We start from the raw sequence: 17,156 nt of genomic DNA on the forward strand, positions 1-17,156 counted from the left end.
TTTATTTTTCTAGTCTAGCATATTTGATGAAGGCTTGCAATTCCTAGTAGAATATGGGAAACTAGATGTATGAAAAGGATACGACGTACATTTCAAAAAGTTTACTACAATTTAGATAAGATATTACTGCTCTTTTTCACTCTCTTTGCCTTTATGGAATTTGTCTGGATACCACTCAATTCCTGGCTTTCGGAGAGTTTGCTGGCCATGACGAACCATGCCTATCTCTCACCGACGAATTTGTTGTCGGTGTTTGCTGAAAATCCGCTCGTAACAGGCTTGTTTATTCTCCTCTTTTTTGTCAACATTGCCATTGCCTATCTAGAATTAGCTCTATTGTTCACAGGGGTTTGGCAACTGTTGGATGAAAAAGTCAAGCACCTCCCCGACTATTTACGGGATGTACGAGATAGTATGGTGGCGATTATCCGTCACAGCAGCCTACCAAAGGTTTTATTTCTGCTCTTTTACTCAGTTATTCTTCTCCCGTCTTTACGACGGGTATTAAATATCTATTATTTTAATAAAATCGTAGTACCCCAATTTATCGTAGATTACCTATCCAACACAATCTGGCTAGGAATATTGATTTTGTTCTTTCTCCTCTTGTTCTTCTGGCTCGCATCACGCTTTATGTACGCTCTGCCGAACATTTACTTTGAACACAGGAGTGTGAAGGAATCCATCGCTTATTCTTGGAAAAAGACCAGGGGAAGAAAACAAGTCAGTTCCTTTTTCCGTCTGATTTGGCTGGTCACTTTTCCAGTCCTCCTATTCACAGGAATAGGGATATTGCTCTATCTAGTACAGCTAGTGGCTGAACCTTATCTACCAGACACAGGCCCTTCATATTGGCTGGCAGTTGTTTGTTATGCAATCCTAAAATTAGCCTACTACGGAGTAGTTGCGCTCTTTATGATGGGATTCATTAGTCTCTTAACAGGGAAACAATTACCAAACTACCGCCGTAAACGCCTCCGTCATCGCTTGCGATTGGCAATTTTGCTAGTATCTGGTCTGGTATTCGGTACCCAAGGAGTGCTTGCACTCTACTATCCCTTCGATACCCTGCCAGTTACCATTTCCCATCGCGGTGTTGACAATGGCAATGCTGTCCAGAACTCTATCGAGGCCCTAGAGAAAACCTCTCAACTCAAGCCAGACTACATTGAGATGGATGTTCAGGAGACGAAGGATGGTCAGTTTATTGTCATGCATGATACGGATTTATTGGCTTTGACGGGCAATCCCGGAGGTACACATGACTATACTCTTGCAGAGTTGACAGGGATGACTGCATCTGAAAATGGCATGACAGCTCCAGTTCCTTCTTTTGATGAATATCTTGAAAAAGCGGATGAGCTGGGACAGAAATTATTGGTAGAAATTAAAGTGACCAAGGCAGATTCGCCAAAACTCACCCAGAATTTTTTAAAAAAATACGGTCAACGTTTGATTGCCAAAGGACACCAGATGCAATCACTAGATTACCGTACTATTATCGAAATAAAGCAGTATAGCGAGAAATTAGTATCATTCTTTATTCTTCCGTTCAACTCTATCTATCCGACGACGGTTGCTGACGGCTATACTATGGAGTATACCTCGCTTGATCAAAACTTTATGGTAAAATCTTGGATTCGTGGGAAGTCAGTTTATGCTTGGACACCGAATGAAGAAGAGAGTATGACCAAGATGTTGCTGCTACAAGTGGATGGTGTCATCACTGACAACATGACCGATCTCCAAAGTCTGATGGAGGAAATGAAAGAGAATCGACGTTATCCAGACCTCTTTTTCCTGCAATTTCAGTCTTTGATTTATAATTTTGAATAAACAAAGACGCGATGGCCCAATCGCGTCTTTTCTGTCTTAAAATGGTAATTTACCTGCAAAGGCACCTAGTTTTTTCTGAGTTGCCTTGTCAACTTTTGTAAGTGCAGCGTTGACGGCTTGGATTGTCATTTCTTGCAAGGTTTCAAGGTCGTCTGCATCCACAACATCAGCCTTGAAGTCGATAGAAACCAATTTCTTATCTCCAGTAAAAGTAGCAGTAACCAAGTCCTGTACAGAGCTACCAGTAAATTGAGTAGCAGCCAACTCAGCCTGGCTCTTCTCCATTTGTTTTTGAAGTTTTTGAGCTTGGCGCATCATGTTTTGCATATTCATCATAAGATTTTTAAGATTCCTTTCCTATCAAGGGTTTAGACCCTGTTTGTAAATTTTCCTTGCCTTATGTTAAACTTTTTTAAAGACAGAAGCAATTTCTTTTTGTTGGGTTGGAAATAAATGCGAGTATACATTTATTGTAGTGTTGATTGAGGAATGACCCAATCGTTTCATCAAAGTAAAGAAAATATAGTCTTTACCTTCTCCATTACGTAAACCTTGGGAAACTAGGAACGCAGCATGAGAATGTCTGAAATCATCCATCACTAATATCTACCTTCCATTTCTCATTATTTTGTCTAGTTACTGCCATTTGAAACTCTTTTTTCAAGAGCAGTATCTTCTCGTACGTTAGTAATTATATCATGTTTTGGAGATAACTCAAAGCCTAGAATGTCTTCAATAGTCTTGATTGGGACTCGCCCAATCCGTTTATTCTTGTACCAAGAAAAATCGTCTGAGACAGATTTACTATTGGTCAATAACCACTTTTCTATTTTTTATACACTCGATTTTCTTCTTTCAAGAACTGGATAACGTTATCCTTTAACTCCTCAAAATCACCTTGAAACGTAGCAATCTCGATTGTCTTTTCCAGTCCATCGCTTAATGAGAGATTTGACTGAAAACCATTCATTGCTAGAAACATGTGTAAAGCAAGTACAGCAGTCCTTTTGTTGGCATTATAGAATGGGTGTTTCTTGATTAGATTTATCCAGATAATTGCAGCCTTGCTATAGATATCCGGATAAAGTATTTTTCCAAAAATTTCTTGCTTTGGTTGTTCGATAATCATTTGAAGGCTATTTAGGTCAGCGATTCCTACTGGTTCTTTAGGAGAATACTTTCCGATAACCATAACATTGATTTTGATAATGTCTTCAGCGGACAGGTATTTCATTTATCTACTAACTCTTTCAATAATTCATCGTATTGATTCATGGCTTTTTCAAGTTCTCTATCAAAATCAAATTTTGGCTCAGCTTTACGAATGATAACATTACTTCCAGAAGTGACGAATTCGATTTCTTCACCAATTTCTGCGCCAAGTGCCTCTTTAATAGCGTTTGGGATAGTGATAACAGTGCTGTTGCCTGTTTTTCGTAGCAGAACATTCATTGTATTTACCTCCTATATTTGTAAATACATTATACAAGATGTATACAAAAATTAAAAGTAAATAATTTAACAGGGTCTGTTTTATTTCAGACTTTTTCGCAATTTTGGGTACAATGCAATAAAATAGTAAATAACTTAGTAAAAGACGTAGTAAAAACTTGGGATTTCAATATAGGGCGTTACCAACCACTATCGGGTTGTTGATCAAACTATATTTTTTATGTTGTAATTAGCTACATGTTTTACTTTCGTTATTCGTACACAGAAGAATATTTCAGAAACGATCAATGACTGAAAACATCAATATTCTAACTTTGCAGAATAGGCTACAAAGTACAGAAGGTGGTAGCTATCAGGAAAATTGGTCGTTTTTTGCGTCCAATAATGATTGTGAATTTTTTTGAAAGGCTCTACCTTCTTAAAATAAGTTATAGTCAGCAATATCGGACATAAATTTGACATATTAATCTATTTTAAATTGACTTTGAGGGATAAATTCGCTATAATATAAGAAAAAACTGGTTATAACCAGAAATCGAGGAGGAGCTATGTTCCGTTTAGCAAAAGAAGAATTAGAAAAATTGGGAGCCTTTATCACAGCGACTGAGATTTACCAACAGCCTGTCTTGTGGAAAGAGGCTCATCAACTGTATCTTGACCAGTTGGAGAAGATTGAAGCCTTCCTAACAGCCATCAAGGACAAGCATGACTTTGTTCATGTGATTTTCACTGGTGCAGGGACTTCAGACTTTGTTGGTCAAAGCATTGCCAACTACCTCAATCAAGTCAATGACTTGAAACACATTCGTTTTTCTGCCATTGGTACGGTTGAATTGGTTGGTCGCCCACACGATTATTTACAGGCGGATGTCCCAACAGTTTTGGTATCCTTTGCTCGTTCAGGTAACTCCCCAGAAAGCGTCGCAGCGGTAGAAGTAGCTAAGCAATTGGTTGACCAGCTTTACCAAGTGACCATTACCTGTGCACCAGAGGGCAAATTGGCGATTGCGGCTGAGGGGGATGCGGAAAATCTCCTACTCTTGCAACCGGCTGGTTCAAATGACAAAGGCTTTGCCATGACAGGCTCTTATAGCTGTATGGCTCTGACAGCCCTCCTCGTATTCTCTCCAGCCAGTCAAGAAGAAAAAGCTGCTTGGGTTGAGACCATTGCCCGTCTAGGTCAAGATGTCTTGGACCGCGAGGATTATGTACAAGAATTGATTGACCTTGATTTTGAACGAGTGATTTATCTCGGTTCAGGTGGCTTCTATGGTGTAGCCCACGAAGCACAGCTCAAGATTTTGGAATTGACGGCAGGTAAGATTGCGACCATGTATGAGTCGCCACTGGGCTTCCGTCATGGACCTAAATCATTCATCAATGAAAAGACCTTGATCTTCCTCCTTGCATCAAATGATGCTTATACTCGCCAGTACGATATAGACTTGCTTAATGAAGTTCATGGTGATGGCATAGCAGAGCAGATAGTGGCATTGTCGGCTGATAAGTTAGCAGGTACAGAGGCAGCCAACTTTGTCTTGGCAGAGGGCGGAGCTGATTTACCAGATGTCTTCCTAACCTTCCCTTACATCATTTTTGCCCAAACAGTATCTATCATGGCAGCTATCAAATGCAAGAATTTACCAGATACACCATCTCCAACAGGCACCGTCAACCGTGTGGTACAAGGTGTGATTATTCATCCTTTAGAAAAATAGGCACATCTATTCAATGATGAAGAAATAGAGCTATTCGGTAGAGTTTTAACACATAAAAAACACATAAAAAACACACCCACTCACTCGAATATCATGGTACAATGATAGTATAAACCCGTGGTGCTAGTTCATTTCAAAATAGCGTAAGTTATGAGCTAGAATAATTTGTTCCATTCGTAACTGTAGCCCAGTCAATCCTCTAGCAAAGGTTTGTTCTATATCAAATAATGCGCATAACTCGGAAAAGCGAGTTTCAACAGTTCTCCTCATAGCCAGCAATCTCCAATTATTATGCTTATCAGCACTTTCCATATTCTGACGCAGAGGAGTCCATAAGTGGTATCCCCTCTGTTCCAAGTTCTTTTTAAGCTCAAGACTGAGATAACCCAAATCTGCTAATATCACAGATTGTTGGCAACCCTCTAACAAGTCATCCACCACTTTGATATCATGAACAGAAGCTGGCGTAACAACATAGTTCAGAATATAGCCAGATAGCGTGACGAGCATGTGAACTTTGAAACCATAGAACCATGATTGTTTCGACGCATTGTAACCAATATCTGCCACCCCCTCAAAAATTCTTGCCCTATGGTTTCGAACAGGATGACAAAGAGGCAAAGGAAAACTATCCATGATGACGATGGTGTCAGGTGATAGTTGACGGTTCATCGCTTGGCGAATCAGTTGTACCAACCAAATTAACTGTTTAGAACGTCGATTAAAGCGACTTCTTTCCAGTAATCTTCCGCAAGAAAAGAATCGGCAGATTCTATAAAAATGACGTTGTGATTTGATTCCTAGCTCAGCTTGTAATAAGAGTAAGACTAAGAGTGATTTATCCGAAACTTTAGAGAGGCTGACATTATGACGATGTTTCAGTGAGTCAGGACAATAATCACGATAAAATTGATGACAAATTTTTGATAATTGTTGCATATTCCATTGTATGTGATGGGATTTTGCAGTATACTGTAAGTGGCTCATTTGGACTGACCTCCTGTTAGTTTAGGCACTTACAGTATAGTCCATTTGGGCTTTTTAGTGTATTTTGAAATGAACTAGCACCACGGGTAGTATATAATAAAATATAATTAGGAATAAATAGAAATGGAAACTGCAAATAAAAAATTCAGATATAGTATTCGTAAATTTAAAGTCGGCGTAGGCTCAGTGCTACTTGCTACTTGCTTACTTGGGGCGGGAGTCTCGACACCAACCGCTTTTGCGATGATAGATTCTTCCCCAGCCACAGAGGATACCGAAGTTAAAAAAACACCTCTTCAACACCTCAAAGAACTTGTGGAAGAGCTAAAAATGGACTTGGCAGAGTTGGAGAAACTTGAAAAGTACGAGAAATCAGCTTACCCTATTCAAGATTATTTGTGGAAGGAGTTTTCTGATTTTGGAACAAAAGAAATGGCTCGAGTTTCTTCTTTGAAGGAGGAAGATTCCCAAATTCCAAATATTGACCCTTTAGTTGACTTTGGAAATCATATTAAATGGGAGCGTTTGACGCGTCAAGTTGCTCAGTATCGTAAAAAATATCCTGATAATAAAGAAATTGAAGAAGAGTACAAGCAACATTTGGAGCAGACCAATGGTAAAAACTATGGTAGTCAAGAAGCTTTAAATTTACAAGCTTCTGTTAACGAAGCAGAACAAGCGTTTGAAAAGATTAAAGAAATAGTTAAAAAGCTAGAGCCGAAAGCTGAAGAGCCTGCTCCAGTACCAGAAGCTCCAACACCAAAAGAAGAGCCGGCACCAGCACCAGAAACACCAACACCAAAAGAGGACGCTCCAAAAGCCGAGGAAGAAGCTCCGAAAACAGAAGAAAAAGCTCCAGAATCGAAGGAAGAAACACCGAAAACTGACACGGAAGCTCCTAAAGATGAGAAAGAGGTTCCAGCCCCAACTCCAATTCCAGACACACCAAAAGAGGAAGAGGGACCAAAACCAATGGAACCAGAGGCTGATAAGCCAACTCCTCCAGCACCGGATGCAGAGCCAATACCAGAAGCACCAAAAGCAGAGGAGGACACTCCGGCACCGAAAGTAGAAGAGGAAACACAGGCACCTAAGACAGAAGAAAAAGCTCCAGAATCGAAGGAAGAAACACCGAAAACTGACACGGAAGCTCCTAAAGATGAGAAAGAGGTTCCAGCCCCAACTCCAATTCCAGACACTCCAAAAGAGGAAGAGGGACCAAAACCAATGGAACCAGAGGCTGATAAGCCAACTCCTCCAGCATCGGATGCAGAGCCAACACCAGAAGCACCAAAAGCAGAGGAGGCCACTCCAACCCCGAAAGTAGAAGAGGAAACACAGGCACCTAAGACAGAAGAAAAAACTCCAGAATCGAAGGAAGAAACACCGAAAACTGACACGGAAGCTCCTAAAGATGAGAAAGAGGTTCCAGCCCCAACTCCAATTCCAGACACTCCAAAAGAGGAAGAGGGACCAAAACCAATGGAACCAGAGGCTGATAAGCCAACACCAGAAGCGCCAAAAGCGGAGGAAGAAGCACCGGCTCCGACTCCAATGCCAGAGGCTCCAAAAGAGGAAGAGGTTCCAGCTCCAACTCCAGCACCGGAAACTCCAATGGACGAGCCGAAAATGGACGAACCAAAAGCGGAAATGCCAGCACCGGCCCCGAAAGAGGAGGAAGTTCCGACCCCAGCTCCAATGCCAGCGCCAGAAACACCAAAATCCGAGGAAGAAGCACCGGCCCCAACTCCAATGCCAGAGGCTGATAAGCCAACACCAGAAGCACCAAAAGCGGAGGAAGAAACTCCGGCACCGACTCCAATGCCAGAGGCTAAGCAACCAGAAATGAAGCAGCCGAAAGCAGAAGACATGCCGAAGGAGGAAATGCCAGAGGCTAAGCAACCAGAAATGAAGCAGCCGAAAGCAGAAGACATGCCGAAGGAGGAAATGCCAAAGGCGGAGCAACCAAAAGCGGAAGACTCTGCACCTAAGACAGCAGTTCCAGAAGTCGCACCAAAAACAGCGGAAAAACCAAAGCTAGACTTTACAACAAAAGAACGCAAGGTAGCAGAAGCTCTCCCTATCAAAGAAGAAATCAGATATGATGCAAGCCTAGCACTTGGCAAATCATACCTTCTTCAAGAAGGAAAAGCAGGTAAAAAAGTATCTGTTTATCAAGATGTCATAGTTGATGGTAAAGTTGTCGCAACCAACCTATTATCAGAGACTGTTGTTGAAGGTCAAAACCGTATCCTTGTAAAAGGTAGCTTGAAAATGAAGAAAGAAGAAGTAAAAACAACTCCTTCAGTACAATCAAATCCAACAATGAGTCAGAAGGGTGCACCTTCTGCAAACAAAGCAACACTACCTGCAACAGGTGAACAACGCAATAACCTAGCCTTAGTAGGCCTTGGTTTAGCTGGAATTAGCTTGGCAGTAGTCGCTACAGCTATAAACAAAAAATCTAAAGATCAAATCTAAACCATTATGAAACAGCGACAAAGAGGCCGGGCGGAAACGCCCAGCCTCTTTTTAGAACTGAAAATCAAATATTAGTGCGGTAAAATTAACTGTGATTGACTTAAATCAAGGTGGATTTGCCATTGAGAATTATCCCGAACAGTGCATTCAAAGTCGGTGGTGTAGAGAATCAACTCCAAGACATCGCCTTTTTTCAGCTGATAAATGGTCGGTTGCAGTTTCCAAATCACATCCATCCACTGATCTGGCATCACTTCCTCGACAGTCATCAGGTCGGTGCGGTTTTGCAGGTTCATAAAGCCCTTGGTCACCAAGCGTTGTGGCATCTCCACATAAGGCAACTCCACCAGATTTTCTTGGGCATGGTAACGACCGTTGTCTAGACTCAATCTTGCTTTAGGCGCAGGGATTGGGGCTAGGCGTTTTTTATTTCCCTTGTCCAATAGCTGAGCAGATAAGAGGCCTTTGGCTACACTAGAAGCCACACGGAGTTTCAGCGTGACCTGTCCGTTGAGCAGGAGGTCCTCCGTTACAGGTAGTTCGATGCTGACTTGATTGGCCTTGCCTGCATAGAGGTCTTGGTGGAAACTTGGGTAGGATTTGCCGTAGCGGTCAAAATCTTCTTGGGCATACTGATTGGAAATGGTCTGGTTTCCAGTTCCTAGTGGCAAGATAGTTTCTTTCTCACCGCCAAAGGTGTCCAAGGTCGTCCAGGTCTGCTCACCGCTGTTGTCCTGCCAGATAACCGTTGGCAGTTGGTAGTTGTTCTCGTAGCCCAGCAGTTTTTGACTGAGCAGGGCATTCATGGACTCACGGAAATCAATAGACTGCCAGTTGTTCATATACACATGGGCACCGTTGTGGAAGAAGAGGTGCTTTTTGATACGGCTTGGTAGGGCATGGAACATATTCCAGACATGGATTGGCTTGACATTCCAGTCCTGTGAGCCGTGGGTAAAGACCACCTCACATTTGACCTTGTCTGTGTGGAGAAGATAGTTGCGGTCATGCCAGTATTGATTGTAGTCGCCGCTGGTGCGGTCCAGGGCAGCACGCTCGGCAGCTAGTCCTTTTTCGTAGGCTTCTTTACTACGGAGGAAGTCACCTGCTTGCAGACTTTTCGAGTAAGTCAGGGCGGTCAAGCTGTCCAAATCTTCGCCTGGATAGCCGCCAGGGCTGGTCACCAGCCCGTTTTCACGGTAGTAGTCATACCAAGAGGAAATCCCTGCTTCTGCGATGACGACTTCCAATCCGTCCACGCCAGTTGTTGCCAAGGCATTGGACATGGTGCCTAGATAAGATAGTCCCGTCGTCGCCACCTTACCATTGGCCCAATCGGCCTTGACCTCAATCGAGCGAGTGTGGTCTGTGTAGGCCTTGGTGCGACCGTTCAGCCAGTCAATCACCGCTTTGTAACCCTCAACCTGCTGGTAGTCGCCAGATGTCATATAGCCCGTCGAGCCCAGTGTGCCGACACCAGACACATGGAGGCTGGCAAAGCCGCGAGCGAGGAAGTAGTCATTGAGGGAGTAAGAAGTGATGTGGCCCAGTTTTTCAGTAGCAGGGCTGACAGGCAGATCCCGCTGGTCCAAGTCTAGCTTGGTGATGCTGGCCTGCTTGACCTGAATGGTGCCAGCAGGTTTCTGTGCTAATTCCCCTTCCATCTTATGCAGGGCCTTATCGCTAGCTACATCGTTAACTCCTTGATGATAAGGACTGTTGGTAATCACTGCAGGGATTTTTCCGTCAAAGTGCGGACGGAGGATGGACAGCTTAACAATGTCTGTCTGCCCAGTCCCAGCCGTATCGACAGGCGTTTCGACATAGACCACCTCACGAATAAGTTTTTTTGTTGAAAAGGTTGCCAAAGATTTGCCGTTGAAGAAGTGGTAGCGATTGTCCTCTGGAATCAGGTCATCGCTGACCAGCTGGTCAATCAAGGTATTTCCAGACTTGGTCCGAGTATTGAGGAGCTGATAGAGGTTGTCAATGATGTCCCCATAGACAATAGGAAATTGGCTAGCCTTGCGGAATTCTTCCACATCTGTGTAGTCCACACCAGGCACAAAGCCCAGCAACTGAAAGGCCACTTGATAAAAAATCTGTTCTGTCAGCTCACGGTCAGACTGGAAGAAGGTCAGCAGGTCTGTGTCCCAATCCGCAATCATGTTGGACAGGGCAAAGTCGGTGTTGGCTGTCAGGAAATGGCACTTTCTGACAAAGGTTTCTAAATTTGTCTTGCTACTTGCATTAGGAATCAGTTGAAATCCCAGAGAATCAAGTTCTTGCAAGTAGATAGAGGTCTCTTTTTTTATGAAAGAAAATTGATTAAAGCGCATAAATTCTCCTCTTTTTTAGGATAATAGTCTATAATAGCTATTATATCTGATAAGCCAGTGTTTGTCTAAAAATTATCAGTATATATAAAAATATTAATGTATAAAACGACGATACAATTAGTTGTAAAATGATGAAATTTTTTATACAATATTGTAGAATGACTGAGGAGTGAAATGTATCGTGTTGAGAAAAAATGAAGCTATAGTCCCTATTTTACGTATTAATAATAGGGCTATTAATCAAGGATTTTTAGAAGAAAATCTAGGAATGAAAACCAAGCTAGAAGATGGTCCTTTTGCTGATTTTGGAGATAGAACAAGTCCAGAAACGAAGCTCGTTTTGACAGAATCTCCTGGTAATCGCACCCGTGCTGTCGAAGGGCTTAAAAAACTGAATAAAATTGTGATAAAAGTAGATAATGCCTCTGAAATTGAAGCTTTGCTGGCGCAAGGTTCACAGTATAGTAAACTCTACCAAGGAAAAAATGGCTATGGTTTTGAAGCTGTGTCGCCAGAAGGAGACACCTTCCTTTTGCATGCAGAAGCGTCTCTTGATGACCTAAAAGCAATCCTTCCACCTGTTCCATTTAAGGTGCAGGATGACTTTTCTGGTCTGACTGCTTTTTCAGTAGAGTCTATTTGGCTTAATACCCCACAAGCTAGTATCAGCCAAGACTATTATGAGGCTATCCTACCTCAACAAGCCTTTTTGCGTTTTGTTGGAGCAGAAGGTAAGGATTTATTAACTCCTGCAGAACAAGTTTGGGATTTAGAAGGCTTGCGTTTTCCCGTCGAGCAGGACTTTGATTGGGTACATTTGGAAAGCCAGTTGGAAGGACCATTCTTTAAAGATAAAAAAGCAAGCTTTATCCAAACGGTTGACCCAAGTGGTATTGAATTGTGGTTCGAAAAATGAGACAAGCGATTTCAGACAAGATTTCAGAGCAGATTGGGCAAGGAGTTTATCCTGGTGCCAGTCTGGCTCTTTTTTCTAAGGGTCAGTGGCAGGAATATTATTTAGGGACCCAGGATGGTCAGTTACCAGTTGAGGCAGGTTTGACCTATGATTTGGCATCTGTTTCCAAGGTGGTTGGAGTAGGGACTCTTGTGACTTTTCTGGTTAATAGCGGAGCTTTGGAGTTAGATAGGACCTTGCAGTCTTATTATCCAGCCTTTGCGGATAGTCAGGTTACCATTCGGCAATTATTGACCCATACTAGTGGTATTGATCCCTTCATTCCCAATCGGGATAGTCTGGATGCCGACCAGCTCAAGGAAGCAATTTTGAAGATTACCGTAACAGATAAGAAAGATTTCCTCTACACAGACATTAATTTTCTCTTGCTGGGCTTTTTGTTGGAGGAACTGGGTAGAGACAGTCTAGACCAGCTGATTAGTCGAGACATTCTAGAGCCCTTTGGCATGTCCCAAACCTCCTTTGGACCAGTCAGTCAGGCGGTGCCGACGGTGCGTGGCGTCAAAGCAGGTGTGGTGCATGATCCCAAGGCGCGTGTCTTGGGCCTCCACGCGGGAAGTGCGGGCCTCTTTTCGACCGTCAAAGATTTGGAAATCTTCTTGGAGCGCTATCTGACAGAGGACTTTGCGGCAGATTTGACCCAGGACTATGGCTTTGATGACAAGCGCAAGCGGTCGCTGGCCTGGGACAAGAAGGGTGATTGGTTGTCCCATACGGGCTATACGGGAACCTTTATCATGTACAATCGTCCCTTGCAGAAAGCTGCGATTTTTCTCTCGAATCGTACTTTTGACAAGGATGAGCGAGCCCAGTGGAAGTTGGATAGAAACCAGGTTATGGCCTTGATTCGGCAAGTTCTGGAGGGAGAGGGACGATGAGATATGTGCTATTGCTGAGAGGAATCAATGTCGGTGGTCGTAACAAAATCGTCATGGCTGAATTGCGTCAAGCCGTGGCAGATTTGGGTTATGATAAGGTTGAAACCTACATTAATAGCGGCAATCTCTTCTTTGATTCAACCAAGAATAGAGGGGACATTGTTGCTGAATTTCAAACTTTTTTCACAGAAAGATACCCTTTTGTGGAGCAATTTGCTCTATTAGATGCCCAAGATTATCAAGCAGAAATCGATCAGCTTCCAGCTTGGTGGCAAGAAGAATTGGCGAGAAAGGATGTTCTCTTTTTCACCGAAGGATTGGATAAGCAGGCTATGGTGGACTATATTCAGTCCTTGCATCTAGGTGATGAAGTTCTACATCTCTCCGAGCATGCTATTTATTGGGGCAAATATACTGAAGGTAGCTATCTACAAACAGCCTACCACAAGCAGTTGGCTAAGTCGCCTTTTTACAAACAAGTGACCATTCGGAATGGCAATACATTTTCTGCTCTATCAAATTATTTGATACCTTAAATAAGAAACGAGATAGTTTCAGATTTGTAATGATTTTGATATAGTTATTAAAAGAAAATCCTGATAAAATAAAAGTATGTTTAGGAGGTGTTTATGAAAAAGTATCGTAGCAAATTAAGTGTACTTGTAGCTAGTCTGGCTCTTAGTTTTTCGGTGACAAGTAGTATTGCAGCAGACAGTCATCTCGTTGCTGAAGGTGACTCTATTTATTCCATTGCTGACCAATATGGTGTTGATCCCTATCAGCTTGCAGAAGCCAATGGAATGGATATTCTAGGCGTGATTACTTCTGGTCAGTCATTGACTATTCCTGGTTTGAACAGCCAAGAAGAGGTAGTTGTCGAAGTAAGTGCCAATCAAGCTGAGTATGTAGTCCAGTCTGGGGATTCTCTATATGGTATTGCAGATACCTTTTCATTGGACATCAATGAATTGCTGGAACAAAATCAGTTGACGTTAGATGCCAATATTCAATCAGGTCAGATTCTAAAGTTAACAGAGACTATTTGGAGTCAGGCTGTGGATACGACAGCAGACAGCTATTATTTACCAGGCTATGAATATGAGCCAGGCATTAACTACCCTGTTGGTCAATGTACATGGGGCGTACAGAAAGTCGCTCCTTGGGCAGGTGACTGGTGGGGCGATGCAGCTTCTTGGGGTGCCAATGCGGCGCGCGATGGTTTCCGTACAGGAACAACACCTGAAGTTGGAGCCATTATTTCTTGGAATGATGGCGCTCTGGGACACGTTGCCTATGTGACAGCTGTTAACGAGGATGGACAAATTCAAGTCCTCGAGGCTAACTATCGTGGCCAACAGTGGGTGGATAATTTCCGCGGTTGGTTCTATCCAACGGATACCATCGGAGAAATTACCTATATCTATAATAACTAGGATAAATAATCATCCCTTTTCGAATCCAATTTCGAAAGGGATTTTTTTATGAACAGGTTCTGTATCCTTCCGAAAATCTGCGGTGCATCCTTCCGTTCGCTCGCTATCCTTCCGCAAATGTGGGAGGTTTTTTGATACAGCAAAAAAGGACTCAACAATGAGTCCTTTAGAGTTTCTTATCAGCAAAATTAAGCTTGACCTGAAACTTCTGCAGCGTGGTCGTCCATTGAAAGAACTTCGTGGAAGACACGTTGAGTCAATTCAGTTTTTTGCTCTTTAGTGAGGTATTTAGTGTTTACGCAGTATCCAGAGATACGAACGATAACATCTTCACCTGCCATAATCTTGTCATAAACATCGTTCAAGTCCATAACGTTCAAGTTCACGTGCTGACCACCTTGCTCGAAGTATCCGTCAAGGATGGTTACCAAGTTTGCAACTTGCTCATCGAAGGTCTTACCAAGAGCTTTTGGAGAAACCTGAGTTGTCAATGAGATACCGTCGTTGGCATGTTTGAAGTTAAGTTTAGAAAGAGTATTCAAGTTTTGCAACCAACCACCGCGAGATTTAGAAGTTGGGTTGGCACCTGGTGGGAAGAATTCTACTTTAGAAGTGTTGACAGAGCCGTCTTCGTTGAGGAATACACCACGGTGAACTGGAGAGTTACCAGTTTGTTTAGAGTAAGCAACGTTTGAAGTAATGGTCAAGATAGACACAGTTGCTTCAGCATTCTTGTACAATTTGTGTTTGTTCAAACGAGTGAAGAATGCTTCCATGAGCCATTTCGCAATGTCATCTACACGGTCGTCGTCTTCACCATAACGTGGGAAGTCGCCTGTTACTTCGTAATCGTAGATGAAGCCATCTTCGTCACGGATTGGTTTCACTTGTGCGTACTTGATAGCTGACAAGGAGTCAACAGTGTTTGCAAAACCACAGATACCGAAGCCCATGTTAGCACGAAGGTGAGTTGGCAAGAATGCCATTTGAACTGCTTCATAGTTGTACTTGTCAGTCATGTAGTGGATGATGTTCATAGCATCTACATAAGTGTCAGTCAACCAGTCAAGGGCTTTTTCAAAGTTGGCAATAACTTGATCGTAGTCAAAGATTTCAGAAGTATTTGGTTCAACACCATCGAAGACTTTGTAATCTTTGTGAACATCGTCGTAGCCGTTGTTCCAGCTTGAAAGAAGAGCTTTCAAGACGTTTACACGTGCACCGAAGTACTGGATGTTGTGGCGTTGGTCTTCGCTTTCTGGGTCAAGTGGTGACACACAGCAAGAGATACATGACATTTCACCATAACCATCTTTCGCCATTGTTGTCACACCTTCGTATTGGATAGAAGAGTGTTTGTGGCTCATTGCCATACAGTAGCGACGGAAAGCGTATGGAAGTTGGTCAGACCAAAGAACTGTCAAGTTTGGCTCTGGAGAGTTACCGATGTTGTCAAGTGTGTTCAAGAAACGGTAGTCCATTTTTGTAACACGGTGACGACCGTCGTTACCCATACCTGCCATAGATGTTGTCAAGAATGTTGGGTCACCAGAGTAGATTTCGTCGAAGGCTTTTGTACGAGCGAATTTCACTGTACGAAGTTTCAATACGAAGTCATCAACGAATTCTTGGATTTCAGATTCGGTAAATGTACCGCGAGCCAAGTCACGTTCTGCGTAGATATCAAGAACGATTGGTACACGGCCAAGAGAAGTTGCAGCACCATTGATAACACGACATACTGCCATGAAGGCGATGTTTGTCCATTGGATAGCTTCTTTGGTGTTCATCGCTGGTTTACGAACGTCAACACCGTAGTTGTCACCCAAGCGTACAACTTGTTGCAATGCTTGGTATTGAAGGTTGATTTCTTCACGAAGACGGATTGATTCTTCGTCGATTTCAGTAATCGCATTCCAGTCAGCTACTTTTTCTTCCATCAAGTAGTCAGCACCGTAGAGGGCCAAACGAGCGTACATACCGATGATACGACCACGTGAGTAAGCATCTGGAAGACCAGAAACGTGGTGTGAGTGACGAGCACGACGGATATCAGCTGTATAGGCACGGAAGATACCATCGTTTACAGTTGTTGCGTGTTTTGTGTAGATTTCATGAAGAAGTGGATCTGGAGTGTAGCCGTTCTCGATAAGAGTTGTTTCGGCCATACGGATACCACCTTTTGGCATGAAGTTGAGTTTGAAGAGTTCATCGTTTTGGATACCGAAGATGACTTCGTTTTCTTTGTCGATGAAACCTGCTGGGATATCAGCAATTGAAGTAGCACGATCTACGTCCATTGGGAAGCGAGTCGCTTCGTAGCCAGCCTTTGTTTCTTCAATGATTTTTTTGATATGAAGTGAACGCTCAGTAGGACCTGCAAGGAAGCTTTCATCTCCATCATATGGCGTGTAGTTAGCCTGAACGAAGCGTGTTACGCTAGCTTTTTCTTGCCAGTCTACACCTTTAAAGCCTTCCCAGGCTTGAGCGAAAATGTCTTCAGTAACATTTTTAGTTTTCACTTTTGTTGACATGAGGGTTCTCCTTTAAGGTAGTTTTGTTCTTCACATATTTCAGTATATCATATGTAAGCACTTTCTTCAAGACAAAAACACTGAAAAATAGATTGAATTTTTTTCCAAGCAGCAAGGAAATGCCTCTCTATTTAGTACCTTTGACTTTATAACATTATATTAAAAAAACACATCTAAGTCAAACATAATAGATTGATATATTGATAAAGAAAGCGGTATCATGTAGAATATGATGTGTATATTAAGTTTATAATAAAATATTAAAAGGAGGCAGACGATGAGAGCTTACTCTAAGAACCTATTTTCTAAGAAGAATAGCTATTCGATTAGAAAATTGACAGTAGGTGCGGCTTCGGTTATCGTGGGAATTTCTTTGTTTTCAGGAGGAACAGTATTGGCAGAAGGGAACCCTCTTGCCGATATTCCTGTTGAAACAGTAGAAAATAATGATGCTAGCAATACAAATGAAGGAACTCAAGGAACAGAAAGGGCAGCTGGTGAAGAGCGAGCGGCAGGTGCAAC

The 17,156-nt window shown here is 42.6% G+C and carries 13 protein-coding genes and 3 pseudogenes; 8 read left to right on the forward strand and 8 right to left on the reverse strand.

Features of this window, described 5'->3' with window-relative positions; all coding sequences use genetic code 11:
* The first annotated feature begins 69 nt into the window (after positions 1-69).
* Positions 70-1,836, forward strand: a complete 1,767-nt coding sequence (locus ODU55_RS02415; RefSeq protein WP_398581741.1) for a glycerophosphodiester phosphodiesterase — start codon at positions 70-72, stop codon at positions 1,834-1,836.
* A 36-nt stretch (positions 1,837-1,872) separates the two neighbouring features.
* Here the strand turns inward: ODU55_RS02415 and ODU55_RS02420 are convergent, their stop codons facing one another.
* The 5 genes and pseudogenes from ODU55_RS02420 to ODU55_RS02440 form a co-directional block, all read right to left on the reverse strand.
* Positions 1,873-2,172, reverse strand: a complete 300-nt coding sequence (locus ODU55_RS02420) for a YbaB/EbfC family nucleoid-associated protein (protein ID WP_014635828.1) — start codon at positions 2,170-2,172, stop codon at positions 1,873-1,875.
* A gap of 66 nt (positions 2,173-2,238) precedes the next feature.
* Positions 2,239-2,427: pseudogene (locus ODU55_RS02425) on the reverse strand (site-specific integrase); the annotation flags it as partial.
* Positions 2,428-2,468: 41 nt separating this feature from the next.
* Positions 2,469-2,633 (reverse strand): annotated as a pseudogene (locus ODU55_RS02430) (DUF3173 family protein); the annotation flags it as partial.
* A gap of 29 nt (positions 2,634-2,662) precedes the next feature.
* Positions 2,663-3,070, reverse strand: coding sequence for a type II toxin-antitoxin system death-on-curing family toxin (locus ODU55_RS02435; protein ID WP_398581742.1), 408 nt, complete (start codon positions 3,068-3,070; stop codon positions 2,663-2,665).
* Positions 3,067-3,288, reverse strand: a complete 222-nt coding sequence (locus ODU55_RS02440) for an AbrB/MazE/SpoVT family DNA-binding domain-containing protein (RefSeq protein ID WP_044758555.1) — start codon at positions 3,286-3,288, stop codon at positions 3,067-3,069. Before ODU55_RS02440 ends, ODU55_RS02435 begins: the two co-directional genes overlap by 4 nt.
* Positions 3,289-3,836: 548 nt before the next feature.
* Between ODU55_RS02440 and ODU55_RS02445 the strand changes: the two genes are divergently transcribed.
* Positions 3,837-5,006, forward strand: a complete 1,170-nt coding sequence (locus ODU55_RS02445) for an SIS domain-containing protein (RefSeq protein WP_398581743.1) — start codon at positions 3,837-3,839, stop codon at positions 5,004-5,006.
* A gap of 123 nt (positions 5,007-5,129) precedes the next feature.
* On the opposite strand, the gene ODU55_RS02450 is transcribed toward ODU55_RS02445, so the two are convergent.
* A complete protein-coding gene (locus tag ODU55_RS02450) occupies positions 5,130-5,993 on the reverse strand; it encodes an IS982 family transposase (RefSeq protein WP_398581744.1) in 864 nt (287 codons plus the stop codon).
* A gap of 123 nt (positions 5,994-6,116) precedes the next feature.
* On the opposite strand from ODU55_RS02450, the gene ODU55_RS02455 reads away from it, so the two are divergent.
* Positions 6,117-8,474, forward strand: coding sequence for a GAG-binding domain-containing protein (locus ODU55_RS02455; protein WP_398581745.1), 2,358 nt, complete (start codon positions 6,117-6,119; stop codon positions 8,472-8,474).
* Positions 8,475-8,545: 71 nt separating this feature from the next.
* On the opposite strand, the gene ODU55_RS02460 is transcribed toward ODU55_RS02455, so the two are convergent.
* Positions 8,546-10,813 (reverse strand): Xaa-Pro dipeptidyl-peptidase, encoded by a 2,268-nt coding sequence (locus ODU55_RS02460; RefSeq protein ID WP_398581746.1) that lies wholly within the window; start codon positions 10,811-10,813, stop codon positions 8,546-8,548.
* Between the two features lie 181 nt (positions 10,814-10,994).
* Here ODU55_RS02460 and ODU55_RS02465 point away from each other — a divergent pair, with 181 nt between their 5' ends.
* The 4 genes from ODU55_RS02465 (at position 10,995) to ODU55_RS02480 (ending at position 14,100) form a co-directional block, all read left to right on the forward strand.
* Positions 10,995-11,729 (forward strand): CppA N-terminal domain-containing protein, encoded by a 735-nt coding sequence (locus ODU55_RS02465; RefSeq protein ID WP_105120238.1) that lies wholly within the window; start codon positions 10,995-10,997, stop codon positions 11,727-11,729.
* On the forward strand, positions 11,726-12,667 hold the full coding sequence (locus ODU55_RS02470; RefSeq protein ID WP_398581747.1) for a serine hydrolase domain-containing protein: 942 nt from the start codon (positions 11,726-11,728) through the stop codon (positions 12,665-12,667). Before ODU55_RS02465 ends, ODU55_RS02470 begins: the two co-directional genes overlap by 4 nt.
* Positions 12,664-13,203 carry a DUF1697 domain-containing protein gene (locus ODU55_RS02475; RefSeq protein WP_398581748.1) on the forward strand — a complete coding sequence of 180 codons (540 nt, stop codon included), beginning with the start codon at positions 12,664-12,666 and terminating at the stop codon, positions 13,201-13,203. The genes ODU55_RS02470 and ODU55_RS02475 overlap by 4 nt, the downstream gene beginning before the upstream one ends.
* Positions 13,204-13,296: 93 nt before the next feature.
* Positions 13,297-14,100, forward strand: a complete 804-nt coding sequence (locus ODU55_RS02480) for a LysM peptidoglycan-binding domain-containing protein (RefSeq protein WP_398581749.1) — start codon at positions 13,297-13,299, stop codon at positions 14,098-14,100.
* 188 nt (positions 14,101-14,288) lie between these two features.
* Here the strand turns inward: ODU55_RS02480 and pflB are convergent, their stop codons facing one another.
* Positions 14,289-16,634: a formate C-acetyltransferase gene (pflB, locus tag ODU55_RS02485; protein ID WP_398581750.1), complete on the reverse strand. Its 2,346-nt coding sequence runs from the start codon at positions 16,632-16,634 to the stop codon at positions 14,289-14,291.
* Positions 16,635-16,911: 277 nt separating this feature from the next.
* Here pflB and ODU55_RS02490 point away from each other — a divergent pair.
* Positions 16,912-17,025, forward strand: a pseudogene (locus ODU55_RS02490) (YSIRK-type signal peptide-containing protein); the annotation flags it as partial.
* Between the last annotated feature and the right edge of the window lie 131 nt (positions 17,026-17,156).

Source organism: Streptococcus sp. 2022WUSS037, assembly GCF_044427225.1.
Taxonomy (GTDB): domain Bacteria; phylum Bacillota; class Bacilli; order Lactobacillales; family Streptococcaceae; genus Streptococcus.